The organism is Verminephrobacter eiseniae EF01-2, from assembly GCF_000015565.1.
GTDB classification, from domain to species: Bacteria; Pseudomonadota; Gammaproteobacteria; order Burkholderiales; family Burkholderiaceae_C; genus Acidovorax; species Acidovorax eiseniae.
Window position 1 is genome coordinate 2298703 of sequence record NC_008786.1, and the last position, 23575, is coordinate 2322277.

Annotated in this window: 21 protein-coding genes and 3 pseudogenes; 11 read left to right on the forward strand and 13 right to left on the reverse strand. The window is 64.9% G+C overall.

The window, feature by feature from the left end; all coding sequences use genetic code 11:
• Positions 1-37 precede the first annotated feature (37 nt).
• Entirely contained in the window at positions 38-1513 is a 1476-nt protein-coding gene (locus tag VEIS_RS09900) for a Fic family protein (RefSeq protein WP_232287890.1), read from the reverse strand.
• 165 nt (positions 1514-1678) lie between these two features.
• Between VEIS_RS09900 and VEIS_RS31565 the strand changes: the two are divergent.
• Positions 1679-1847: pseudogene (locus tag VEIS_RS31565) on the forward strand (tripartite tricarboxylate transporter substrate binding protein); the annotation flags it as partial.
• Positions 1848-1892: 45 nt separating this feature from the next.
• Here the strand turns inward: VEIS_RS31565 and VEIS_RS09905 are convergent.
• The 5 genes from VEIS_RS09905 to VEIS_RS09925 all read right to left on the reverse strand — a co-directional run bounded on the left by VEIS_RS09905 (position 1893) and on the right by VEIS_RS09925 (position 7663).
• Positions 1893-2891 (reverse strand): ABC transporter permease, encoded by a 999-nt coding sequence (locus tag VEIS_RS09905; RefSeq protein WP_011809781.1) that lies wholly within the window; start codon positions 2889-2891, stop codon positions 1893-1895.
• 69 nt (positions 2892-2960) lie between these two features.
• Entirely contained in the window at positions 2961-3959 is a 999-nt protein-coding gene (locus VEIS_RS09910; protein ID WP_011809782.1) for an ABC transporter permease, read from the reverse strand.
• Positions 3952-5481: a sugar ABC transporter ATP-binding protein gene (locus tag VEIS_RS09915; RefSeq protein ID WP_198137977.1), complete on the reverse strand. Its 1530-nt coding sequence runs from the start codon at positions 5479-5481 to the stop codon at positions 3952-3954. Before VEIS_RS09915 ends, VEIS_RS09910 begins: the two co-directional genes overlap by 8 nt.
• 49 nt (positions 5482-5530) lie before the next feature.
• Positions 5531-6493 carry an ABC transporter substrate-binding protein gene (locus VEIS_RS09920; protein ID WP_011809784.1) on the reverse strand — a complete coding sequence of 321 codons (963 nt, stop codon included), beginning with the start codon at positions 6491-6493 and terminating at the stop codon, positions 5531-5533.
• A 129-nt stretch (positions 6494-6622) separates the two neighbouring features.
• Positions 6623-7663 (reverse strand): LacI family DNA-binding transcriptional regulator, encoded by a 1041-nt coding sequence (locus tag VEIS_RS09925; protein WP_011809785.1) that lies wholly within the window; start codon positions 7661-7663, stop codon positions 6623-6625.
• A 159-nt stretch (positions 7664-7822) separates the two neighbouring features.
• On the opposite strand from VEIS_RS09925, the gene VEIS_RS09930 reads away from it, so the two are divergent.
• From VEIS_RS09930 to VEIS_RS31800, 10 genes and pseudogenes are all read left to right on the forward strand, one after another.
• Positions 7823-8620, forward strand: a complete 798-nt coding sequence (locus tag VEIS_RS09930; protein ID WP_041949944.1) for a phytanoyl-CoA dioxygenase family protein — start codon at positions 7823-7825, stop codon at positions 8618-8620.
• A 14-nt stretch (positions 8621-8634) separates the two neighbouring features.
• A complete protein-coding gene (locus VEIS_RS09935; protein WP_011809786.1) occupies positions 8635-9570 on the forward strand; it encodes an aldose 1-epimerase in 936 nt (311 codons plus the stop codon).
• A 2-nt stretch (positions 9571-9572) separates the two neighbouring features.
• On the forward strand, positions 9573-9902 hold the full coding sequence (locus VEIS_RS28510) for a hypothetical protein (protein ID WP_011809787.1): 330 nt from the start codon (positions 9573-9575) through the stop codon (positions 9900-9902).
• Positions 9903-9986: 84 nt separating this feature from the next.
• A complete protein-coding gene (locus tag VEIS_RS30435; protein WP_232287931.1) occupies positions 9987-10325 on the forward strand; it encodes a helix-turn-helix domain-containing protein in 339 nt (112 codons plus the stop codon).
• Positions 10226-10534 carry a hypothetical protein gene (locus VEIS_RS30440; RefSeq protein ID WP_232287995.1) on the forward strand — a complete coding sequence of 103 codons (309 nt, stop codon included), beginning with the start codon at positions 10226-10228 and terminating at the stop codon, positions 10532-10534. Before VEIS_RS30435 ends, VEIS_RS30440 begins: the two co-directional genes overlap by 100 nt.
• Positions 10535-10536: 2 nt before the next feature.
• The gene (locus tag VEIS_RS09950; protein ID WP_011809788.1) at positions 10537-11691 is read left to right on the forward strand and encodes a class II aldolase/adducin family protein; all 1155 of its coding nucleotides are present in this window, start codon (positions 10537-10539) and stop codon (positions 11689-11691) included.
• Between the two features lie 706 nt (positions 11692-12397).
• Positions 12398-13774 (forward strand): annotated as a pseudogene (locus tag VEIS_RS09955) (SwmB domain-containing protein); the annotation flags it as partial.
• Positions 13775-13919: 145 nt separating this feature from the next.
• A complete protein-coding gene (locus tag VEIS_RS30445; protein WP_232287892.1) occupies positions 13920-14477 on the forward strand; it encodes a hypothetical protein in 558 nt (185 codons plus the stop codon).
• 832 nt (positions 14478-15309) lie between these two features.
• The gene (locus tag VEIS_RS29685) at positions 15310-16176 is read left to right on the forward strand and encodes an Ig-like domain-containing protein (protein WP_232287932.1); all 867 of its coding nucleotides are present in this window, start codon (positions 15310-15312) and stop codon (positions 16174-16176) included.
• Positions 16097-17698: pseudogene (locus VEIS_RS31800) on the forward strand (SwmB domain-containing protein); the annotation flags it as partial. The gene VEIS_RS29685 and the pseudogene VEIS_RS31800, both read left to right, overlap by 80 nt.
• Positions 17699-18293: 595 nt before the next feature.
• Here the strand turns inward: VEIS_RS31800 and VEIS_RS09975 are convergent.
• The 7 genes from VEIS_RS09975 to VEIS_RS10005 all read right to left on the reverse strand — a co-directional run bounded on the left by VEIS_RS09975 (position 18294) and on the right by VEIS_RS10005 (position 23572).
• Complete coding sequence (locus tag VEIS_RS09975) at positions 18294-18716, reverse strand: type II toxin-antitoxin system VapC family toxin (RefSeq protein WP_011809795.1); 423 nt, start codon at positions 18714-18716, stop codon at positions 18294-18296.
• Positions 18713-18967 (reverse strand): type II toxin-antitoxin system Phd/YefM family antitoxin, encoded by a 255-nt coding sequence (locus VEIS_RS09980; protein ID WP_011809796.1) that lies wholly within the window; start codon positions 18965-18967, stop codon positions 18713-18715. The genes VEIS_RS09975 and VEIS_RS09980 overlap by 4 nt, the downstream gene beginning before the upstream one ends.
• Before the next feature lie 111 nt (positions 18968-19078).
• The gene (locus tag VEIS_RS09985) at positions 19079-20038 is read right to left on the reverse strand and encodes a sugar-binding transcriptional regulator (RefSeq protein WP_041950722.1); all 960 of its coding nucleotides are present in this window, start codon (positions 20036-20038) and stop codon (positions 19079-19081) included.
• A gap of 103 nt (positions 20039-20141) precedes the next feature.
• Positions 20142-20609 carry an RpiB/LacA/LacB family sugar-phosphate isomerase gene (locus VEIS_RS09990; protein ID WP_041950723.1) on the reverse strand — a complete coding sequence of 156 codons (468 nt, stop codon included), beginning with the start codon at positions 20607-20609 and terminating at the stop codon, positions 20142-20144.
• Positions 20610-20617: 8 nt separating this feature from the next.
• Positions 20618-21382: an SDR family oxidoreductase gene (locus VEIS_RS09995; protein WP_011809799.1), complete on the reverse strand. Its 765-nt coding sequence runs from the start codon at positions 21380-21382 to the stop codon at positions 20618-20620.
• Between the two features lie 42 nt (positions 21383-21424).
• Positions 21425-22435 (reverse strand): substrate-binding domain-containing protein, encoded by a 1011-nt coding sequence (locus tag VEIS_RS10000; protein WP_041949946.1) that lies wholly within the window; start codon positions 22433-22435, stop codon positions 21425-21427.
• A 108-nt stretch (positions 22436-22543) separates the two neighbouring features.
• Positions 22544-23572 (reverse strand): ABC transporter permease, encoded by a 1029-nt coding sequence (locus tag VEIS_RS10005; RefSeq protein ID WP_011809801.1) that lies wholly within the window; start codon positions 23570-23572, stop codon positions 22544-22546.
• Positions 23573-23575 lie beyond the last annotated feature (3 nt).

The window sequence follows — 23575 nt, forward strand, 5'->3', positions numbered from 1 at the left end:
TTCCCCCAAGCGCACGCCGGCGAGGACGCATCCAGGCTCAGTGCTCTTCCTGGGCAGGGCCTCCTTCATGGGACGCAAAGGCCTGCGCGACGATGGCCTCGATCCGGCTCAGCTCCTTTGCGGAGAGGACATAGGCCACTTCTTTGGCCGTCTTGCGCTGCTCCGGCATTCTGTTGTTGTTCCGGTGGATCCATTGGATCAGCAGATTGATCGTCCGGTTCGGCAGGTCGAACTGCTTGTCGATACGCTCATAGGCCAGATCGTAGGCCTGAAGGTACTGCGCCTCATCGACAAGGGACTGCTGCAATGCGACACGCGCGCATCGGGTCACGAAGGCCGCGGCATGGGCCCCCGACCAGTGGGCATAGACCATCGGCGTAGAGCGGAAGTCGAAGACGAAGTCTCCGTCGCCGATGAACTGCACGTCCCACAGCGCACGCGCCGGTGTGCTGAAGCGCTCCAACGCAGCCAGGTACCTCCGCTCCTCTTGCTTCATGGCCACCGACAGCGGCAGGATGGCCGGGCTGCCCTTCACGTCCGGCAGCGCCCCCTTCATGTGCAGGCAGTGGTGCGCCAGCAGCCGCGAGAGCCGGCCATTGCCGTCCATGAAGGGGTGGACGAAGACGAAGCCGAAACTCACCAGCGCCGCCTTGATCAGCGGAGGAACGTCGTCCTTGGCGTTCGCCATGCGCATCAGCCCGTCGATCAAGGGCAGCATGTGCTCCGGCGAAGGTGGAACATAGCGGACGGCCAACGCGCCGCGCCCGCCACGCTGCAGCCAGTTCTGGGTACCGCGCAAGCCCCTCTCTGCCCGCAGAGGCGAGCTGATGACGGCGTTCTGCAGTCCGACCAGGTAGCCTTCCGTCAGCGGCGCGCGGTCGCGAAGATGCGCCATCGCCTGCAGAAACGCCTTTTCCTTCTCCGGGCTCGGCACTTCGTTCTCTATGGCATAGGAGTCGCGGGTCTCGCTGAGGTAGGCCCAGTCCATCACCCGGTCCATCAGCGGCTCGTTCTCCGGCGCCGTCGCCCATTCGCGCAACGAGCGCAGGATGGACTCGCCCTCCTGCTCGAGCTCGTCATCGCGCCGAACGACTGGACAGAACTCGTAGGGCCCGATGCCGTTGAAATTGATCCGGTACTTCTGGCTGCGCTCCCAGACCTGGCCGGTGAAGTACACCTTCGAATCGAAGAAGTCGACATAGTTGCCCGCAGGCCCCGCCAGCGGCAGATCCAGTTCGACGCCATGGACCTTTTCCCATAGGTAGGCCGCGCGGCGCACGTAGGCGCCCGCCGGCGCGTCGACGATGGCGTCGACGATGTCCTGGGCCGGCAGCAGCCGCAGCGCCTCATGCAGGATTGCCAATTTCACCGACTCGTGCTTCAGCGCGAAGAGCAGGTGCGGGAGAATGGAGTCGGTGGCGGGCGCGATCGCCTTGGGTATCGCGATCAGGTCGGCCATCTCCTCCACACGGGTCACTGGCTTGATCCGGGCGGGCTTGTCCAGTTCCGGCATGCGCAACGGGATCTTTGACAGCAAGAATTCGTACCCGACCATCGATCACCTCGAAAAATCTGTAGGGAGCCATGTTTTTTTTGTATTTTAGGCTTTCCGAAGAGGATTTTTTATATGTCGTCGTTCACTGGCACCAGCAGCGGACGTCCCCGGCGGGAGATGCGACTTCTAGTGTCGTGTCACCGATCAGATGTCGCAGGCTGCGCGCAGCCATCGGAGCGCAGCGCAAGGCGCATCGCGCAGCCCATACCGAGCTGTATTGGCCAGCGATGCAACGCCGCGATGCGCTTCGATGGCCAGCGCAGACCGACAGATGATCGGTGACGCGACACTACGCTGGGGTAATGGGTTTCAATCATGCGAAGAGAGATGAAGTCGTTCAGTGCACTGCGGCCCCGCGCCGCGTCAGCTTGGCCTGCAGCACCACCACGGCCAGCAGAAACGCCCCGCGCACGATGGTCTGCCAGTAAGAACCCAGCGTCAGGTGCGGCCCGTCGGTGTAGCCGTTTTCGAAATTGATCATGTTCAGGATCACGGCCAGTAGCAGTACGCCGGTGAGAGTGTTGAGGATCGAACCTTCGCCGCCGGTGAGCAGCGTGCCGCCGACGACCACTGCTGCAATGGCAATCAACTCCCAGCCCGCGCCTTCGGTCGGGGAACCCGAGGTTTGCGCGGCCAACAGGACGCCGGCCAAGCCGGCCAAGGCACCCGACAGTGCGTAGACCGAGACCTTGATCCGCTCTACCGGCAAGCCCATCAGACGCGCGGCTTCCTCGTTGCCACCGACCGCCAGCACACCGCGGCCGAACCGCGAAAAACGCAAGGCCAACGCGCCCAGAGCGAAGGCCAGACCGGCAATCCACACGGGCACTGGCACACCCAGCAGCACGCCGTCTGCCAACTGGTCAAAGCCGGTCTCATAACTGATGGCGACGGTTTCTCGATTGGAGATGGCCAAAGCCAAGCCGCGCGCCGCAATGAAGGTGCACAGCGTGACGACGAAAGGCATCAGCTTGAATCGTGCAATCGCGATGCCGTTGAACAGGCCCGCCAGCAAGCCTGCGGCCACGCCGCCCACCATCGCCGGTATGACACCGTGGTGTGACAGTTGGGCAGCGACCACGCTCGCCAGCACCGCCACCGTTCCCACCGATAGATCGATGCCGCCGCTCATGATCACAAATGCCATGCCGATGGCGATCAGGCCGAACTTGGACGTGCTGGCCGACAAGAACGCGATGTTCTGTGTCCCCAGAAATTCGTCGTAGCGAAGACCGCCGAACAGAAGGAGCAACGCCAAGGCTGCCAGCGCACCCTGCGACTGGATGCGTCGCTTCCAGACGGAGGGCTCCTGTGTCGGCCTTGCAACGGGCGACACACAGGCTCCCTCTTGTGACGTGCTGCTGGAAGACTGCAAATTCATCGTGAGTTCTCGATCGTCCGGCGTCTACTTGCCGCGCCGCTGCAGAATCACTGCCAACAGGATGATCGTCGCCTTGGCGATCAGTGCGTACTCATCGGCCACCCCGTGAGCAAGCAGGGTGTAGTCGAGTAATTGGATGGTCAGTGCTCCCAGCAGCGTGCCGAAGATGTCGACCCTTCCGCCGGAAAGCAGCGTGCCGCCGACGGCCACCGCCGCAATGGCGTCCAGCTCGATGTTCAGACCGATCTTGGCGGGGTCGGCGGCCGAAATCATGGCTACGTTCATCAGGCCAGCCAGTCCGGCCAACGCTGCGCAGGCACCATAGGCGATCAGCTTCACGCGGGCCACCGGCACGCCGGCAAGATGCGCTGCCCGCGGATTGCCCCCCACGGCCAACAAGCGACGCGCGAACAGCGTTCGGCGCACCACCCAGGCCGTGACAGCGACCACTGCCGCCATCACCCAAGCCTGGGTCGGCAGGCCGAGCAGATTGCTGCGCAGCCATTCCAGCCGCTCGGGCGCAAAGGTCCGCAGGTTACTGTTCGTGAGCATTTCTGCGAGGCCGCGGCCGGCGATGAATAACACCAGGGTGGCCACGATGGGTTGCACCCCGTAACGTGTGATCAGCAGACCGTTCATTCCGCCGAACGACGCCGCAGCCAGCAAAGGCAATGTAAGTGCCGCCAGCAGTGCCACGCCGGGCTGCGCGAGTGCGCCCGAGTCTTGGGTCAGCAGAACTGCGGCCAGCGTGCCCGCGAACGCCGCTACGGCGCCCACCGAGAGGTCGATACCTGCGGTGGCGATCACCAGTGCCATGCCCATCGCCACCACGACAACCTGCGCCACCTGCGAGAGATTGATGGTCAGGGTTTGCAGTGTCAGGAAGTCGCGTGTGAACAGTGCGTTGAACGCAAGCAGCGCCACCAGCGCAATCAGGGTGCGCCCACCCTTCAACCAGGCCCGGCCGCGACGCTCGGCGCCGTTCGTAGCCAGCGGGGCTGTTGCGGGTGCCGATTCAGCCATGTGCCACCTCCTGAATTCCCGCCTGCGCCGGCGCAGCCGCGTTAGCCGTTCCGTTGGCCATCGCTGCCATCACGGCACTTTCGTTGATGTCGTCGCCGGTCAGCTCGGCCACTGTGTGGCCATCGCGCAGCACCGCCACGCGGTCGCTGGCAGCGACGAGTTCTTCCAGTTCGCTGGCAATGATCAAGACCGACAGCCCTTGCGAATCGGCCAGCCCGCGAATCAGTTCGAGGATCTCAGCCTTGGCGCCGACGTCGATGCCTCGCGTGGGCTCGTCCAGCAGCAGCAGATCGATGCCGGCGGCCAGCCAACGCGCCAGCAGCACCTTTTGCTGATTGCCGCCAGATAATTCCCGAATCGGCTGGTCCGGCCCAGCGCAGCGGATGCCCAGCTTGCGGATGAATTCTTCCGTGATCTCGTGCTGCTTGCGGTTATCAACGATGCCCAGTCGCGCCAGGCGGGGCGACAGAACAAGGCAAAGGTTTTCGCGGATCGACAGGTCGGCGATGATGCCCTCGGTCTTGCGGTCTTCCGACAAGAAGGCCACGCCGCGGGCAATGGCGTCGGCCGGCTCGTCCAGCTTGACCAGCTTGCCCTTGATTCGGATCTGCCCCGCATCGACCGCATCGGCGCCGAACACCGCGCGCGCGAGCTCGGTGCGGCCCGAGCCGAGTAGCCCCCCCAAGCCAACAATCTCGCCGCGCCGCACGGTGACACTGGCATCCTTCACACGCGTGCCGCTGCGCAAGTGCTGGACGCCCAGCACCTCAGGCATCGATGCATCGGGACCGGCTCGGCGCGTGCCCTGCAACACCGACAGCTCTTTGCCAAGCATGGCGGCGACCAGATCCAGCTTTGGAAAGCCCGCCATCTCGCGCTCGGCCACTGTCTGTCCATCACGCATGACGGTGATGCGGTCGCACACGGCGTAGAGCTCATCCAGCCGGTGGCTGACGAACACGACCGAAACGCCATCGGCCTTGAGTTTTCGGATCACGCCAAACAAGGTGCTCACCTCGGTTTCGTCCAGCGACGAGGTGGGCTCGTCCATGATGACCAGCTTGGCGCGCATGCTGACGGCGCGGGCAATGGCCGTCATCTGCTGGGTGGCGGTGTTGCACGACCGCAGCGGCCGGCTGACATCGACCGACATGCCAAAGCCCGCCAGGATGCGTGCACTCTCGACTTCCACATGGCGCCAATCGATCAGGCCGAAGCGGGTGGGCTCGCGACCGAGAAAAATGTTTTCGGCGACCGAGCGTTGCGGCACCAGATTGAGCTCCTGGTAGATCGTGCTCAATCCAGCGCGCTGCGCCGCAATGGGAACTTTGAAATCGACCCCCTTGCCATCGAACACGATGGTCCCGGCGTCGCGCGCGTAGGCACCTGTCAGGATCTTGATCAGCGTGGACTTGCCGGCGCCGTTCTGTCCTATCAGGGCATGCACCTCGCCACGGCCTACGCACAGCCGGCTCTGGCGCAGAGCCGGCACGCCGCCGAAGGCCTTATCGATGCCGCGCATCTCCAGCAGCGGCGTCCGGGGGGCGTTCATGCTCACTAGAAATGATCGATCAGTAGCCGTCGGCCATGTTGGCTTGAGCGTTGCTCTTGTCGTAGAACTTGTCTTCCACCTTGACCCAGCCCGGAATTTTTTCGCCCCTGGCGTACTTCCTTGCGGTCTCACAAGCGATGGGGCCGAAGAACGGGCTGGACTGGACGGTGGCGCCCATCTTGCCGGACGCGATCGCAGTCAGCGCGTCCCGGGTGCCGTCGATCGACACCACCACCACATCCTGACCCGGCTTCTTGCCGGCCGCTTCGAGCGCCGAAATCGCACCGATGGCCATCTCGTCGTTGTGCGCGTAGACGGCGGTGACGTCCGGATGGGCCTGGAGCAGGGTCTGCATCACCTGGCGGCCCTTGTCCCGGGAAAAATCACCGGACTGGGAAGCGACAATCTTCAGCCCCGTGTTTTTGGCGATCACGTCGTCGAAGCCCTTCTTGCGGTTGTTGGCCGGCGATGAGCCGGTGGAACCTTCAAGCTCGACGATCTTCCCTTGGCCCTTCGACGCCTTGACCAACCATTCCGCGGCGCGGCGGCCCTGGTCGACGAAGTCGGAACCGATGAACGTGACATAGTCGACGCCTACCTTGGCGAGCTTGGGATCGACATCGCGGTCGATCAGGATCACCGGGATGCCTGCCTTCTTCGCCTTCCTCACAGCGGGGATCAGTGGCTTTTCCTCGCGCGGGGCGAGCACGATCAAATCCACCTTCTGGGCGATCATGCTTTCCACGTCGGCCACCTGTTTGGCCGCCGAGCCGGCCGCATCGGTGTAGACAAGGTTCCAGCCGCAGGTCTTGGCTACATCCTGCATCGACTTGCTCTCCGCAATGCGCCAGGGATTGTTGCTTTCGGTCTGGGCAAAGCCGACCTTGTAGGTGTCCTTCTGCTTCAACTTGGGCAATTCGGCGTAAGCGGAGACTCCGAAAGTGGCGGCCAAAGCAATTGCGGTCAACGAAGCGAAACGCATGACGACTCCAGTGAGATAAACAAAAGGGACAAAAGGGGGGAACCGTCCCCACAACCGGCCGGCTCATATTTCCGGATTCAGCCAAGTTTACTCATTGAATATTAATAATAAACAAGGGAAATCACTTAGTTATGAATCTCCGCGTTCGGAGACTGACTGGCGCTGGACCAACGGACAGTCCATCTTGATATGCCGCAATCCGGCAGCGCCATCGGTCCCGTTGGCTTCCTCGATCAGCCGCTCGACCGCCCACTGACCCATCGCGAAGTTCGGAAGCAGCACCGTGGTCAGCGGTGGGTGCGCGTGACTGGCGGCCTCCTGGTCGTCGTAACCGAGCACCGACACATCGCCCGGCACCGCCAAACCCAAGGCTTTGATGGCCTCCAGCGCACCCAGCGCCATCGGATCGTTGGCGCAGAAAATGGCCGTCGGCGGGCGCTTGAGCTGCATCAGCGCGGTGGCGTGCTCGAAGCCGGAGCCGCTCATCCAGTCGCCGTCGCGCACCAAATCGGGGTCGAATGGCAGGTCGGCCGTGGCCAGCGCTTGGCGGTAGCCACGCAGGCGATCGCGCGCTGCATCCATCCAGGGTTCACCGTTGATAAAGCCGATCCGGGTATGGCCGCTTGCGATCAGGTGCTCGGCTCCCGCGAATCCGCCGCCCACTTCGCCGGGAACCACGCTGGACCGGCGGCGCAGGCGAGTCGTGCAGTTCAGCAGGACGCACGCCAGGGGTCCGGTCTGCAATGCGCGCGGCAGCTCAACCTCGCGCGTGAAGATCGTGGCGTACACCACACCCAAGACCGCCGGATTGCCCAAAGTCGCCTCCACGATGGCGTCCTCCAACTCGTGGTCGCCGCCGGTCACCTGCACCGACAGCAGGCAGTTGTGCTCCCAAGCCGCGGTACGCGCGCCGTCGATGCTCAGCGCCGGATGGGGCGATGTGGAAATTTCATCGGCGATATAGACCACCATGTTGCGACGCGCCCCGCCGGCTGAAGGCGGCGCAGCAGGCAGGCGGGTCTTGCGCCGCGGCAACTCGTAACCAAGCTCGGCCGCAACGGCAAACACTTTGTCGCGGGTCGCCTGCGCCACCTTGGCGCCGGTCATCTGGTTGAGAACCAACGAGACCGTGGATTGCGACACGCCAATTTTTTGGGCGATATCGGTCATCGTCGGGCGCTGTTTGGGTCTGGCGGTAGTGCTGTCGTTTTTATTCACGACGCCATTATTCATGCTGCCGATGCATCCATCTAGGTAATAACCCGATGGTGCACAAGAAATATGAATCATAAAGTTGAGGGTCTGAGCTAATATCAATTCGGAGTTCGCATGCGCTATACTTCTGCCCAACACGACGCCTTTGCGCGCGATTTCAATCGCGACAGCCTCGTCATCCTGCGCAACCATATCCCGCGAGACAAGCTTCAGCGTTGGCGGGAAGCCTTCCAGCCTCTGCTGGACGCGGGCATCGAGGCCGAACGCGGCAAGCCCAACCGAGGCGCAGAGCGCTACTACGTCACCTTGCCATTTGTCCCGCCGTTTGCCGACCCTGAGATTTACGAGGACCGCGACATCCTGTCCATCATCGAGCGCGTGGCCGGTCCGGAGCCGGTGCTGTGCCAACTGGCAACCGACACGCCACTCAAAGGATCCGACTACCAGCTCTGGCATTCCGATACGCCACCGCTGTTCCCGGAACTCAATGACAACGACACGCCCTCGTTCCAGTTGGCGGTCAACTTTCCCTTGTGCGATGTCACCGACGACAACGGTCCGTTCGAAACCACCTTCGGAACACACCGGATGAACAAGACGGAAGTGATGGCAGGGTTGAATGACGGTTCGCTGCCAGTGCATTCGCTGAAGATGGCGCTGGGCGATGTGATGATCCGCGACGTGCGCGCCATCCACCGCGGCACGCCCAATCGCACCGAGACACCACGACCGATGGTGGTACTGGGCTACAGCCGCCGCTGGCTGCATCGTCCAGAGGTGCACATCCGCGTGCCGCGCGAGGCGTGGAACATGCTGTCGCCGATTGGTAAACAATTGCTGCGCAACAACCCGATCGTGGATGAGGCGAACCTGCGCCAGGAAAGCGAAAGCTACCGCACGTTCGCATACTGAACCAACGGCGCACCGTGGCGCAAGACTTCATTGAACTGACGGCCGGCGAACTGCGCCTGGGCCTGAGTCCGACGGTGGGCGGCTCCATTGCGCACTTCAGCCGCGAATGGCGCGAGGCGGGTGCGCTTCGCCGGACGCACTGGCTGCGTCCGGCCACAGTGCAGAGCATGCTGAGCGGAGAGCCGCTGGGCATGGGCAGCTTCCCGCTGGTGCCATTTTGCAATCGCATCCGCAATGGCTCGGCGATGTTCGCCGGTCGGGAGATCCGCATGCGCCCGAACCATCCGGGCAGTGATTCGCCGCATCCACTGCACGGCATCGGTTGGCAGCGCCCCTGGCGCACGGCTGCGGCTTCGAACACGCAGGCGACCTTGCAATTGGCAGTCGAAGCCGATGCCCAATGGCCGTGGTCGTTCAGTGCGTCGCAGACTTTCAATCTCTCCACCAACGCGCTGACGGTGTCGATGGCAGTGACAAACCGGGACACCGTGCCTATGCCGGCCGGCATCGGGCATCACCCTTACTTTCCGCGCGACGACCGGACCCGCATCACAGTGCGCACCAGAGCGATGTGGGAAGGCGACCAGGACGTCCTGCCGGTCGCATTGTCAACCCATGAGGCAGTTGCCCGCTTGGCAGGTGGCACTGCCGTGGCGGATCTCGTGCTGGACAACAACTTCACCGGCTGGGGCCGCGAGGCGTACATCGAATGGAGTGACGATGCGAACGGGCCAGCGCGGTCGCTGGTGATGCGAGCGCAGGCCCCCTTGGACTTTTTCGTGCTGTACAGCCCGTCGCGTGCGGACCACTTCTGCGCAGAGCCGGTCAGTCAGTGCACCGATTGGGTCAACCTGCGCGCCGAGCATTCTGCAGCGGACCTGGGCGGCGCCAGTTTGGCGCCGGGCGAAACGCTGGTCGCCGAGTTCGCTTTGCTGCCTCGCTGGAGTTGAGCATGTCCTTCCTCTATTCAGCTCTGGACGCGCGCTTCCACCGACTGGTCTTGCCGAACGCCGAACTGGAGTGCCTGTATGAAGGCGGCCGCTGGCTGGAAGGCCCGCTGTGGCTTCCCGACAGCGGGCAACTCCTGTTTTCCGACATCCCGAACGATCAAGTCCTGCGAAGGGTGCTAGTGTCGCGTCACCGATCATCTGTCGGTCTGCGCTGGCCATCGAAGCGCATCGCGGCGTTGCATCGCTTGCCAATACAGCTCGGTATGGGCTGCGCGATGCGCCTTGCGCTGCGCTCCGATGGCTGCGCGCAGCCTACGACATCTGATCGGTGACGCGACACTAGTGGATCATAACGTTTAAATAGATAGTAAATTACCTCCTTGGAGGACACGATGAACTTGACCGAAGCCGAAATCATGGAACTGCGCCAGCAAGCCAATGGAAGGGCCGTTCGAGCGGATTTGGCGCGTCGTGCGCGTCTGATCTTGCTGCTTGCCGAGGGACTGACCTGGAGCGCCATCAGGGCCAAGCTCGATTGCAATGACAGCTACATTGCTCTCTGGAGCAAGCGCTTTGCCGCAGACCGTTTGGCAGGCTTGTTTTCTCGCCTGCCGGTCGCCAGCGCTACAAGGTCACCGACCGCCTTGAGGCGCGTGTGCTGGCGCGCACGACCAAGCACAAGCCCGCCGATGGTTCCACGCACTGGTCCACGCGCAAGCTCGCTGCCGAACTTGGTGGCGACATTTCGCACATGATCGTGTCATGGCCCAACCAGGTTGAGCTGTGGTTCGCCAAGATCGAGCGCGACGTGATCGCTCGCGGCGTATTCACCTCGGTACCCGATCTCAAGAGAAAGCCCATGCGCTACATCCGCAAGTACAACGAGCAAGCCAAGTCCGTGCAGTGGAAGTACTTCGACCCCACTCGGAGGATTACTCCTTATTCAATCATTACAGACAACTAGCCATGCGATTCCTGACAGACCCGCCGGCCGTCCGGCGGCTGGCCCAAGCCTCGCAGCGCCTGGGCAGCGATCCGCTGCTGATACAGGCAGCAGGCGGCAACAGCTCCATCAAGGAGCAAGACTGCCTGTGGGTCAAAGCCTCCGGGCTGTGGCTGCGCGATGCGCTGCAGCGGCCGATGTTCGTGCCGGTGTCGCTGTCGCGGGTGCGCGCGCTGGTGGCCGCCGGCGCAGCCGACCCGGTGGGGCCGGCGCTATTGCACGCGCAAACCGCCGCCGGCCTGCGCCCCTCGATAGAAACCACGCTGCATGCGCTGATGCCGCACCGGGTGGTGCTGCATGTGCATTCGGTCGATGCCATCGCCTGGGCCGTGCAACCCGGCGCGCAGACCGCGCTGGCCGCGCTGTTGGACGGCATCCGCTGGGGTTGGGTCGACTACCACCGGCCCGGACTGCCGCTCACGCGCGCGGTGGCGCAACGGCTGGCGCAGCCGCCGATGGATGCGTCGTCGGCACAGCCGCCGGAGGATGGGCTGCCCGTGCCGCCGCCAGTGGATGGGCTGCCGGCGCAGCGGTCGGTGGATGCGCCGCCGTCGATCGATGTGCTGCTGCTGGGCAACCACGGCCTGGTGGTGGGCGGCGCTTCGGTGCTGCACGCCGAGCAACGACTGGCCGAGGTCGCAAGCCGCCTGCGCCGGCCCGTGCGCGCCGCGCCCGCTGCCGATGGCGCCGGCCTGGCGCTCGATGCCGCAGCCACCGGCTGGCGGCTGCCCGGCAACGCGCGCGGCCATGCGGTGGCGACCGACCCCGTGAACCTGGAGCGCGCCGTGCGCGGCGTGCTCTATCCCGACCATGTGGTGTTCCTCGGGCACCAGATGAGCGTCGCCCCCGCTGCGCTGGCGCGTGGCGGGCCGGCGCTGAGCGACTGGCTGCGCGCGCAACGCCGCAGCGCGGGGCCGGCACCGCTGATCGCCGTGCCCGGGCGCGGCGTTCTGCTGCGCGACGACCTGTCCGAAGCCGCGTGCGAAATGCTCACCTGCCTGGCCGATGTGTTGCAGCGCCTGCCGCCGTCCGGCGCGCCGGTCTACCTGCCGGACGAGGAAGCCCAGGCCCTGGCCCACTGGGAAGCCGAGCAATTTCGCCAGGCGCAGGCGCGCTGATCCTGCATCGGGCCAAGCCCCCCGCCCGCCGGATGCCGGGGTGCCCGAACCCGCCTGCGCAAGCCCATCGGCGCAGCGCATGGCACATCCCCCGGCCGCCGCCGAGGCCGGTTTCCGCGTGCCGCGCCGGAGCAGTGCGCGCAAATGCCCAGAGCGTGTAGCGGCCCGCTCCGGGCGGCGCCACGGCCTCGCCGGGGGTGGTCCGGCCATGCCTGCGGGCGGCGCCGGCTTGCTTGCCGGCGCTGCCGCGCCCGGTTTTGGGCGTCCGGTTTTGGCCTTTGCCATCTGATCCGTTCAGCGCTGCGCTGCTTGGCCGGGCTGCTGCTGCGTCGTTGCTGGCACGTTGGCCCGGCGGCTTTTGCTCGAAGGGTCAGGGTCGAACGGATCGGGCGCTGCCGCTGGCAGATCGGGCACTGCCGTTGGCAGTGGTCTGCGCTGACCGGATTTCTGACGAATGGTGGTAGTTTTCCTAATGGTTGGATATCAAATTGATACAAATTGGTGACACAGAAAATAGTCTTACGGACTACGTAACATCTACACTTTGGACATTTCCAGTTGTCAAAGATGTCACGCCGCTGCCGAGCAGAAAAGGGACATCACCGACACGCTTGCGCTGTGGTGCCGACCACGGCGGATGACCGGAACCCCATCAATCCCCTCATCCTGACGAAAGGAAAACACCATGCCTGCCAGCACGACTACCGACACAACAGCACCCAGTGTCACGATCGAAATCGACAAAGAGCGCCTCACCGCTGGCGAAACCGCCACCGTCACCATCACCTTTAGCGAGATTGTCACCGGCTTCAATACCAGCGCCACGAGCGGTTCCGTCATACTCGCCGACGCCAACGGCACTCTGAGCAACCTGACGCAGGACGCAACCGACGGCAGAATCTGGAGAGCCACCTTCACGCCCACGGTCAACCTGTCCAACACCCGCAGCCAACTTCGGCTGAAGTTGGACGGCATCACAGATAGCCGCGGCAACGCCGCCAGTGGTCTGAGCGCAGCCCGCAGCTACATCGTCGACACCGCAGCCTTTGTCATCAACAAAGCCACGGTGGAGGACAAGCAGTTGATCTTGCGCTACAGCGATGAAACCACGCTGGACCCGGACCAGGCACATAACGCGCCCAACGATGCCTTTGTGGTGATGGTCGATGGTGTGCGCAACGATGTCGCCGGCGTGGCCGTGGATGCAGCGGCCAAGACCATCACGCTGACGCTGGTCAACGCCGTGCGCGGGGGCCAGCGGGTGACCGTCGCCTACAACGACCCCAGCACCGGCAACGACCAGCAAGCGGTGCAGGAAGCCGGCACCGGCAGCACCAGCGGCAAAGACGCGGCCAGTTTCGCGGCCATGCCGGTGGTCAACCTCCTCGGCGAGCCTCCACCCGAGCCTCCGCCCGAGACGGAGTCCAGCAGCAAAGGCGCCACGACGAATACGTCGGACTCCGGTCGCAACAGCGGCGCGTCGAATACGTCGGACTTCGACAGCGACGGCCTGTCCAACGCCCAGGAGGACCTGGCCCCCGGCCTGCTGCGCTCTGATGGCTCGGCCGGCATGGCTGGCGACGGCAACGGCGACGGCATCAAAGACAGCCAGCAGATCGCCGTCGCTTCGACCCGCGACCAGACCCTGGTGGCCGGCAGCCAGGACGGCAAGCTGATCCCCGGCAGCAACGCGCGCATTACCGAACTGGTGCGCAGCGATGCCCCGACCAAGCTGCCCAAGGGCATGGAGATGCCGCTCGGCCTGACCTCATTCAAGGTATCGCTGGCCGAAGGCCGCAGCACCGAGAGCTTCAGCCTGTACGTAGATTCGGCGCTCGGCGCCAACGGCTACTGGGTCAAGAACAGCGCCGGCACCTGGGTGAACCTGGCCAGCGAACCCTACGGCGGCAAGGTGAGCAGCGAAGGCGGGCGCACGCGGCTGGACTTTCAGATCCAGGACGGCGGCCAGTACGATGCCGACGGCCAGGTCAACGGCAGCATCAGCGCGCCCGGCGCCGTGGCGAAGATGCCGCTGTCCATCATCGGGCAGACGGCGCCCCAGGGCGATTCGCTTTGGTTCTGATTCCGTTGCCAAATCATTCGTGAGCGCGAAGGCGGAGCGCAGACAGTACGAATGCACGGCAAGCGGCGCCGACAAAGTGCACAAGTGCACGGATGATTCAGGAATGGAATGAGGGTTCTGCGGGTTGCGCAGGCGCCCAATGCCGATGCGCGGCAACCCGCCTGGAAAGTCCGGCGCAATGCGCTGCGCGGGGATAGGCCCGATCGCGTTGCGCTGGCAGACCCGACGGGCGATGACGGCGGCACCGCGCCTGCGTTGCCGCCGTTCGATCGTTGGCGCTGCCAAGCCAGTGTCGCGCCACCGATCATCTGTCGGTCTGCGCTGGCCATCGAAGCGCAGCGCGGCGTTGCATCGCTTGCCAATACGCTCGGTATGGGCCGCGTGCTGCGCCTCGCGCTGTGCTCCGATGGCTGCGCGCAGGCTACGACATCTGACCGGCGATGCGACATTGGCGCCCAATCGCCTGTGCCGCCGCCATTGCACGCTCGATCGGCCCATGCCGTTGCATATTCCATCGATCGCCGTGCCCGGGCGCGGCGTTCTGCTGCGCGACGAGCCGTCCGAAGCCGCGTGCGAGATGCTCACCTGCCTGGCCGATGTGTTGCAGCGCCTGCCGCTGTCCGGCGCGCCGGTCTGCCTGCCAGACGAGCAAGCCCAGGCCCACCGGGAAGCCGGGCAATTTCGCCAGGCGCAGCCGCGCTGACCCTGCATCGGGCCAAGCCCCCGCCACCGGATGCCGGCGCCCAAGCCTGAACCCGAACCCGCGTGCGCAAGCCCGTCCGCGCAGCGCACACCACCTCCCCACCTAGGCCGCTGCCCTGCCGGTTTCCGCGTGCCGCGCGGACCGGCGCACGCAAATGCCAAGAAGCCAAGAAGCCAAGAGGCCAAGAGGCCAAGAGGCCAAGAGCGTGCTGCGGCCCGTTCCGGTCGGCGCCACGGCCTCGCCGCAGGTGACCCGGCCATGCCCGCAGACGGCGCCGGCTTGCTTGCGGGCGCTACCGCGTCCGGTTTTGGGCGTCCGGTTTTGGCTTTTGTCATCTGATCCGTTCAGCGGTGCGCTGGGCCGGGCTGCTGCTGCGTCGTTGCTGGCGCGTTGGCCCGGCGGCTTCTGCTCAGAGGTCAGGGTCGAACGGATCGGGTGCTGGCAGACCGGGCGCTGCCGCTGGCAGATCGGGTAACTGCCGCTGGCAGTGGCCTGCGCTGGCCGGTCTGCTGCCGGGCCGGTGCGGGCCGGGCGGGGGGTGTTTTTTCCCCTGGGTCGATGGAGATCAAATTGATGTAACATGTGATCCAAATTGCTGTATTTTGGAATTCGTTTTCGCTAATCTTTGGCCGTTCCTGATGGTCAAAGCCGTTGCATTGCAACCGGGCAGAAAAGGGACAGCACCGACACGCTTGCGCCGTGGTGCCGACCACGGCGCATGACCGGAACCCGATCGATCTCCTCATCCTGACTCCTGACGAAAGAGGGCACCATGGCCTTGACTGACCGCATCAGACTGATTGACGACCGCACGCTGACAATCGGCGAAACAATGGAAATCCGCTTCACATTCGACATTTCCGTCGATGACAAGCGCGAAAACGCTGTGGGGGTAGAGAGATATCAGGCCAATGGCCACATCAGGGACGATTGGCGGTACACGCGCAGTGAAGGCCAGTGGTGTGCCACCTTCATCCCCGACCGGGAAACAGAGGTCACCGGCAACCGAATCCGCTACAAAGTCACCACCGCCTTTACTGACAGCAACGGGCGCCGTTATGAGGCCAAGGAGGTGCTCAGCGACACCTTCGACATTGACACCAAGCGGCCCACTCTCGTGGGCACCCCCACGATCGATAACCCCAACTTAACCAGCGCCAACCAAGTAACCACCATCACCTTTGCCTTCCACGAGCGGATAAATCAGACCACCTTCACAACGGATGACCTGACGATAGCGCCGGGCAGGGGCACGCTGGAGAACCTGCGCACCACCGACAACGGCATGACCTGGCGGGTCGATCTGAGGGCCCCGGTGAACCTGGCGCCAAACACCGACGCGAAGGGCCTGCAGATCGGGGTCAACATGTCCGGCCTCAGCGATATCGCGGGCAACGCGGGCGCGTTCGGCGACGCAATCCACCTCGTCACCTACAACATCGACACCAAGCCGCCCGATTCCACCATTGTCGTTACACCCAACCCCGTCACGAAAAACAACCGCCAGGTCACCGTCACCATCACCTTCGACGAGGCAGTCACCGGCTTCACGGTAGACAACATCGATTTCAGCAACGCCAATGTCACGCCCTATGGCAGCAACCGGATAGGAGCGCTGAACAGCTCAGCCGACGGCCGCTGCGGGCATCGAGGATGCCACCAACACCATCAGCCTGCGCAACCTCGATACCATCCGTGACGCCACAGGGCACGCCGCAACGGGCAACCACACCAGCGGCAACTACGAGATCGACACCCAGGAGGCCTATCTCACCAGCGCCATGTTTGACAAACAGCGCCTCACCGCTGGCGAAACCGCCACCGTCACCCTCACCTTCAACGAGAGCGTCAGTAACGTCACCCAAGGCACCTTTCAAATCCCCAACGGTTCTGTGAGCGACCCGACGCCGGTTGCCGGCTCCAACAGCCGCATCTGGACAGCCACCTTCACCCCCACGGCCAACCTGTCGCGCACCAGCAGCTCGATCAGAATAAATCTGGACGGCATCGGAGATCGCGTCGGCAACATCAGCACGGGTGCCGTGTCATTCAACAACTCCATCGTCATCGACACCAAGGTCTTTGCCGTCAACGACGCCACGGTGAACGGCAGGCAATTGGTATTGCGCTACAGCGATGAAACCACGCTGGACCCGGAGCAGGCACATAACGCGCCCAACGATGCCTTTGTGGTGCTGGTCGGTGGCGTGCGCAACGCTGTCACCGGCGTGGTCGTGGATGTAGCGTCCAAGACCGTCACGCTGACGCTGGCCAACGCCGTGTTCCGGGACCAGCCGGTGACCGTCGCCTACAACGACCCCAGCACCGGCGACGACCTGCAAGCGGTGCAGGAGGCCGGCAGCGGCCACGACGCGGCCAGTTTCGCAGCCAGACCGGTGACCAACCTCAGCCCGGCTCCGGCGGAAACGGGGACGGGAACTGGCACGGGGACAGGGACTGGTACGGGCACGGGTACTGGGACGGAGACGGGTACGGGCACGGGCACGGAGACTGGCACGGGTACGGGTACGGGTACGGGCACGGGCACGGGTACGGGCACGAACAGAACGAACCCCGACCGTCGTAAATCACCCAAGTACTTTGACGACGATGCGTCGACGCGGGACTCCGACCACGACAGTGTGCTCAACGTCCAGGAGGAACTGGCCCCCGGTCTGCTGCGCCCCGATGGTTCGGCCGGCCGGGACGGCGACGGCAACGGCGACGATGTCCAGGACAGCCAGCAGATCGCCATCGCTTCAACCCGCGACCAGACCCTGGTGGCCGGCAGCCGGGACGGCAAACTGATCCCCGACAGCAACGCGCGCATCAGCGAAATGGCGTTCAACGAACCCCCCGCCAGTCAGCCCAAGGGCATGGAGACGCCGCTCGGCCTGACGCAATTCAAGGTCGGCCTGACCGAAGGCCGCAGCACCGAGAGCTTCAGCCTGTACGTAGACACGGCGCTTGGCGTCAACGGCTTCTGGGCCAAGGACGGCACCGGCACCTGGGTGAACCTGGCCAGCGAACCCTACGGCGGCAAGGTGGCCAGCGAAGGCGGGCGCACGCGGCTGGACTTTCAGATCGAGGACGGCGGCCAGTACGATGCCGACGGACTGGCCAATGGCAGCATCACCGCCTTTGGCGCCGCAGCGAAGATGCCGCTGTCCATCGTCGGGCAGGCGCAGCCGCAGGCCGAGTCCAATGGCTTTTGGTACTGAGGGCACTGAGGGTTGCGCAGGCGCCAATGGCTGATGCATGTCAACCCGCTGGAAAGTCCGGCGCAACGCGCCGCGCGGGATGAACCCCATCGCGTTGCGCCGGCAGATCCGGCGGGCGATGACGGCGCCGCGCCTGCGTTGCAGCCGTTCGTTCGTTGGCGATTGCCAGGAGGCCAGCGCCCGATCGCCTGTGCCCACGTATTGCACGCTCGATCGGCCCATACCGTCTCGCATATGCTGGCAGTGATCTGTCCAGCAGCCAATGGCCTGAGCGTAGCTTTGCGCAGGTATGGACGAACGTGTGCTGCCTTGCGGGGGCCAAAACGGAAAACGGTTTGCCAAGATGACTCGGCAGTCAGTAACTTGGAGGACACCATAAGTCGATGGGCTGTTCCATTTTGTTCCATTGCTCCCCCGAAGCTGCCAAGAAAAGACCAGCCCGGGATCGCGTCAGAAAACGGAATTCAAAGCACGCCAAGCCGAAATCAGTGCTGTGCCCATTCCATTCCTGAATCGTCCGTGCAATTTGCCGGCGTCGCTTGCCATACATTCGTACTGTCTGCGCTTCGCGTGCACGAACGATTTGGAAATGAAATCAGCCATTCCAGGGGTTGAGGACGATCACGCCTGTGAATCTGAAATCGCCCACATTGCGGGTGACCACCGTCATGCCATGCACAAGGGCCGTTGCCGCGATGAGTGCATCGCGCTCGCCGCGCTTGTCGGGCACATGCAGCCGGGCGCAGCGCCGTGCCACGGCGGTATCGACAGGCAGGGTGCGGTCGGAAAATTCGGGCAGCACCTGCTGCTCCAGCCACGAGCGCAGCATGGCGCCCTGGGTCGCGTCCTTGCGCTCGATCGACGAAACGCCAAGCGCCAATTCCATGATGGTGATGGCCGACACAAAGAGGTCGGCGGCATCGACGCTTTGCGCCCATGCCGTCACGCCCGCATCCGCCTTGCCAAGCCGCACCTTGCGTAGTTCGGACACTACGTTGGTGTCGAGCACGTACATCATGAGAAATCGACCGGACGGCTTTGGATGGCTGCACGCGGTGGCCCAAACCCGATGGTGGCGCTGCCCGGCATGGCCAGCGCGTCGGCGATATTGCGCCGCTGCTTCGTGAGTTGCTGATAGTCGGCAAAGCTCAACAGCACATGGGCGGGTTTGCCCCGGTCCGTGATGAACACCGGCCCCCGGTCTGTGGCCCGTTTCGCCTCGCTCGCCCCCTGGTTGAACTCGCGGCTGGATAGGGTAGTGATGGTCATGGCGCGCCTCGCATGTCCGAATGGGGTAGAAACGTTACTACAACTCTCGGGCAGGGGCAAGAATTTTCGTTGCACGCGGGCATACCTGTTCAAGCCCCCGCGCTGCGCGCATCAGCCCCCGCGCTGCGTGGTCGCGTCGTTCAGGTGCAGCACGGCGATGGCGTTGCTGGCGGTGGTCGCCAGCGTGTCGATGGTGCCGGTGCGCAGCGCGCCGAGCATGGCCGTGACCTTGCTCGATTCGGCGGCGATCGCGATCACGTTCGGGATGCGGCGCAGGTCGTTGGCGCTCAGGCCGATCACGCGGTCCTGTATCGGTGTTTTTGCCGGCTGGCCGTGGATGTCGATGAAGTCGTAGCCCATCATGTCGCCGACGGTGCCGGCGCGCTTGGCCTGGCTGATTTCCTGCGCGCTGAACCAGCCCATGCGCACCATGTTGCTGTCTTCGCTCATGTCGCCGATGCCGACCAGCGCCACATCGGCCCGGCGCGCCTTGTCCAGGCTCTGGCGCACGGTGTCGTTTTCCAGCAGCGCGCTGCGCACCGCCGCGTCGTCGATCATGGCCGGCGCGTACAGGGTCTGGCTTTCACCGCCGAAGCGCGCGGCCAGCCGGCGGCAGATATGGTCGGGGTTCATGGTCTCGCCGCCCCGGTAGCTGCCGCCGATGGCGCAGACGAAGGTGGCCGCGCGGCGCGTGGCGCTCATCGCGTGCTCGCTGACCGCGCTGACGTTGCGCCCCATGCCCACTGCGACGATGGCGCCGTCGCTGAGGTTGCGGTCCAGCCAGGTCGCCACCAGGCCGGCCAGCAATGCGCGGCATTTGTCGGGGTTGGCGTGGTCTACCGACAGCAGCGCGCGGCTGATGCCGAAGTGGTCGATCAGTTCGCGCTCCAGGTCGACCGTGAGCGTCGGGTGGTGCCTGACGCGGATCTCGACGATGCCCAGGTCCTGTGCCCGCTTGATCATGCGGCCCACGGTCGCGCGGCTGATGCCCAGGCGGCGCGACAACTCGTCCTGGGTTTGCCCGTCGATGAAGTAGAGCGTGGCCAGGCGCGTCAACTCCTCGGTCGACATGCTCGGGGCGGCGCTGCGGGAACGGGTGGCATCGGTCGTCATATACGCCGCATGGCGCGGTCACACAGGTCGTGCCGGCCCCGGCGGGGGCCGTGCCGGGGGGTCAGCCGCTGTCTCCGGCCTGCCGCAGCCGCTGCTCATGCGCTGCCAGCGCGTCGAGCTTGGGTTGCGAGCGCGGCCCGGCAACATACTGCGCGGCCAGGAAGGTCTGCACGATGCTCTTGGCCAGTTCGATGCCGATCACGCGCGCGCCGATGGTGATGATGTGCGCGTCGTTGCTGAGCGCGGCGCGCTCGGCGCTGTAGGTGTCGTGCGCCTGCGCGGCGCGGATGCCCGGCACCTTGTTCGCTGCAATCGCCATGCCGATGCCGGTGCCGCACAGCAGCAGGCCGCGCTCGGCCTGGCCGCGCGCGATGGCCTGCGCCACCGCGATGCCGATGTCCGGGTACAGCACCGGCTGGTGGTCATGGGTGCCGAAGTCCGTCACCTGGTGGCCCTGGGCCAGCAATGCGGCCTTCAGGCAGTCTTTCATGGCGTTGGCGGCCTCGTCGCAGCCGATGGCGATTTTCATGGGGGTTTTCATTGCACGGTGTAGCCGCCGTCGATCAGCAGGTTGGCGCCGGTGACCATGCCGGCGTGGCCGCTGACCAGGTACAAAATGGCGGCGGCAATTTCATCGGGCTGCGCGAAGCGGCCGACGGGGATTTTTTTCTTCATCGCCTCGCCCACCGCGCCGGACCAGGCCTGCTTGCCCAGCGCGGTCTCGACCACGGTCGGCGAGACGGCGTTGACGGTGATGCCGTAGGGCGCCCATTCGATGGCCAGCACCTGGCCCATGGCCACCAGCGCGGCCTTGCTGGCGCAATAGGCCGCATGGCGCTCCAGCGCCACCACGCTGGCCTGCGAGGCCAGGTTGACGATGCGGCCACGGCCTTGGCGTTGCATCACGCGGGCTGCGGCACGCGCGAGCAGGAAAGGCGCCTTGAGGTTGATGGCCATGGTCTTGTCCCAGTCGGCCTCGGTCGCTTCCAGCGCCGGCGCGAGCAGGCCCACGCCGGCGTTGTTGACCAGGATGTCCAGGCGGCCGCTGACCGCGACGGCCTGCGCCACGGCCGCCTCGATCGCGTCGGAGCAGGTCACGTCGCAGACCAGGCCGACAGACTGCGCGCCGGCCCCGGACGACAGGCGCTGCGCCACCTGCTGCACCGTCGCGTCGCGGTCGAGCAGCACCAGCGTGGCGCCTTGGCGCGCAAAGAGTTCGGCCACCGCCAGGCCGATGCCTGCGGCGGCGCCGGTGATGACGGCGGTTTGGCCGTCGAGCTTGAATGCCTGTTCGAAATGCATGTGCGTCGCCTCCGTTGGGCCGTTATTTGCCGTTATTTGCCGTCATTTGCGTTGCGCCAGCAGCGCGTCGGCGTTTTGCAGCGTGATCGGGGTCCACGGGATGTTGTAGGCCCGGGCCGCGCCGTCGTCCCATTGCAGGCCGGCCGCGCCGTACTGCGCCCACATGGCCGAGCGCGGCTTGTAGCTGGCGCCGATCAGCTTGCGCAGCAGCACGTCGAGCGCCCCCTGGGACTGCGCGCTGGCGTCTTGCAGCACGCTGGCCATGATGCCGGCCTTGACCGCGCGCACTGCATCACTGACGCCGTCGATGCCGGCGGTCGGAATGGTCTTGGGGTCCAGCCCCTTGGCCTTGACCGCCTCGATTGCGCCGAGCGCCATCTCGTCGTTTTGGCCGATGATGCCGTTGATCTTGCCGGCATGCGCGGTGAGCCAGTTCTCGGTCAGCGACAGCGCCTCGGCGCGCGACCAGTTCGCGGTTTTCATTTCCAGCACCTTCACGTTCGGGTATTTGGCCAGCACGCTCAGGTTGCCCTGGCGCCGCTCGACCTGCCCCGACTGCCCGATCGGGCCTTCGAGGATCACCACGTTGCCCTTGCCGCCCATCGCATCGACGACCGCCTGCGCCTGCATGGCGCCGGCGATCACGTCGTTCGAGCCGACATACGACAGCAGTTTGTCGCTGTTGACGCGGCCGTTGGAGCCGACCACCGGGATGTTCGCCTCGGCCGCCTTGGACACCGCATCGGCGCCGGCCTGCAGGTCGATCGGCACGAACAGGATGCCGTCGTACTTTTGCGTGATCATGGTCTCGAACTGGTTGTTCTGCGTCAGCGCGTCGTACTTGCCGTCGAACACCGTGAGCTTGACGGTGCCGTCCTTGACCAGCGGGTGCTTTTTCAGCGCATTCACCCATAGCTGCGCGAATTCGGCCTTCAGGCCGTACACCGCAGCGCCGACCTTCCAGGTTTTCTTGGCCTGCTGGGCCAGCGCAGGCCCGGTGGCGGACAGGGACAGCGCCAGCGCCAGCGCGGCCAGTCGGATGATGGTTTTCAACTCGTGCTCCTTGGGTTGGGGGATGGTTTTTCGGGGGGGGTATTGCCGGGGGCCTTGCCGGGACACTGACGGGGCAATGCCGGGACAGTGCCGGGGCAATGCCGGGTCTCAGCCCTGCTGCTTGCGCGACACATCGAGCAGCACGGCCACCACGATGATCACGCCCTTGATGACCTGCTGGTAGTACGAAGACACGCCCAGCAGATCCAAGCCGTTGTTGATGACGCCGATGATCAAGGCCCCGACCAGCGTGCCGCTGAGCGTGCCGACGCCGCCGCTCAGACTGGTGCCGCCGATGACGACGGCGGCGATCGCGTCCAGCTCGTAGGCCACGCCGGCCTGCGGCAGCGCCGACGTGGTGCGCGCAGCCAGAATGATCCCGGCCAGCGCCGACAGCAGGCCCGAGATCGCATACACCCAGAAGATCACCCACTTGGTGCGGATGCCGCTGGTGCGCGCGCTTTTCTCGTTGCCGCCAACGGCGTAGATGTAGCGGCCAAAGGCCGTGTACTTGAGCACGAACCAGAACAGCCCGAAGGTGGCGGCCAGAATCAGCACCGGCACCGGCAGACCGCCGATCATGCCCTGGCCGATGAAGCGAAACGATGGCGCCAGGCCCGCGATCGGCATGCCGTCGTTGTAGATGAAGGTCAGGCCGCGGGCCACGCTCAACATGCCCAGCGTGACCACGAAGGGCTGCACCGACAGCCTTGCCACCAGCGCGCCGTTGAGCATGCCGAGCAGCAGCCCGGCGCCCAGTCCGCCAGCCAGCGCCAGCGCCAGGCTGACGTTGTCGCCGCTGACGAAGCTGGCCGCCACCAGCCCCGAGAACGCCAGCAGCGAGCCTACCGACAGGTCTATGCCCCGGGTCAGGATGACGCAGGTCATGCCGATCGCGAGGATGGCGTTGATCGAGGTCTGGCGCAGCACGTTGACCCAGTTGCCCCAGGTCAGGAAGCTCTCTTGCGCGATGCCAAGAACCACGCACAGCACGGCAAAGGCGATGAAGATGCCGTAGTCGGCCAGCAGATGGCGCCAGCGGCGCGCTGGCCTGGCGCTGACCGCCGGCGCCTGCGTGGCCTGTGATGCAGCCAGTGGCGTGGCCGGCGGCGAGGTGGGCGGCGTGGACATGGACATGGT

Bases quoted from the DNA above. Each gene is read 5' to 3' on its own strand.
- VEIS_RS09925 (WP_011809785.1), bottom strand. From the start codon at position 7,663: ATGACCGATATCGCCCAAAAAATTGGCGTGTCGCAATCCACGGTCTCG.
- VEIS_RS09975 (WP_011809795.1), bottom strand. From the start codon at position 18,716: ATGATGTACGTGCTCGACACCAACGTAGTGTCCGAACTACGCAAGGTG.
- VEIS_RS30435 (WP_232287931.1), top strand. From the start codon at position 9,987: ATGGAACTGCGCCAGCAAGCCAATGGAAGGGCCGTTCGAGCGGATTTG.
- VEIS_RS09900 (WP_232287890.1), bottom strand. From the start codon at position 1,513: ATGCCGGAACTGGACAAGCCCGCCCGGATCAAGCCAGTGACCCGTGTG.
- VEIS_RS09990 (WP_041950723.1), bottom strand. From the start codon at position 20,609: ATGAAAATCGCCATCGGCTGCGACGAGGCCGCCAACGCCATGAAAGAC.
- VEIS_RS09995 (WP_011809799.1), bottom strand. From the start codon at position 21,382: ATGCATTTCGAACAGGCATTCAAGCTCGACGGCCAAACCGCCGTCATC.
- VEIS_RS09930 (WP_041949944.1), top strand. From the start codon at position 7,823: ATGCGCTATACTTCTGCCCAACACGACGCCTTTGCGCGCGATTTCAAT.
- VEIS_RS09980 (WP_011809796.1), bottom strand. From the start codon at position 18,967: ATGACCATCACTACCCTATCCAGCCGCGAGTTCAACCAGGGGGCGAGC.
- VEIS_RS09915 (WP_198137977.1), bottom strand. From the start codon at position 5,481: ATGCGCGGCATCGATAAGGCCTTCGGCGGCGTGCCGGCTCTGCGCCAG.
- VEIS_RS09910 (WP_011809782.1), bottom strand. From the start codon at position 3,959: ATGGCTGAATCGGCACCCGCAACAGCCCCGCTGGCTACGAACGGCGCC.
- VEIS_RS09985 (WP_041950722.1), bottom strand. From the start codon at position 20,038: ATGTCGACCGAGGAGTTGACGCGCCTGGCCACGCTCTACTTCATCGAC.
- VEIS_RS28510 (WP_011809787.1), top strand. From the start codon at position 9,573: ATGTCCTTCCTCTATTCAGCTCTGGACGCGCGCTTCCACCGACTGGTC.
- VEIS_RS10005 (WP_011809801.1), bottom strand. From the start codon at position 23,572: ATGTCCATGTCCACGCCGCCCACCTCGCCGCCGGCCACGCCACTGGCT.
- VEIS_RS09920 (WP_011809784.1), bottom strand. From the start codon at position 6,493: ATGCGTTTCGCTTCGTTGACCGCAATTGCTTTGGCCGCCACTTTCGGA.
- VEIS_RS30445 (WP_232287892.1), top strand. From the start codon at position 13,920: ATGCGCGGCAACCCGCCTGGAAAGTCCGGCGCAATGCGCTGCGCGGGG.
- VEIS_RS29685 (WP_232287932.1), top strand. From the start codon at position 15,310: ATGGAAATCCGCTTCACATTCGACATTTCCGTCGATGACAAGCGCGAA.
- VEIS_RS09950 (WP_011809788.1), top strand. From the start codon at position 10,537: ATGCGATTCCTGACAGACCCGCCGGCCGTCCGGCGGCTGGCCCAAGCC.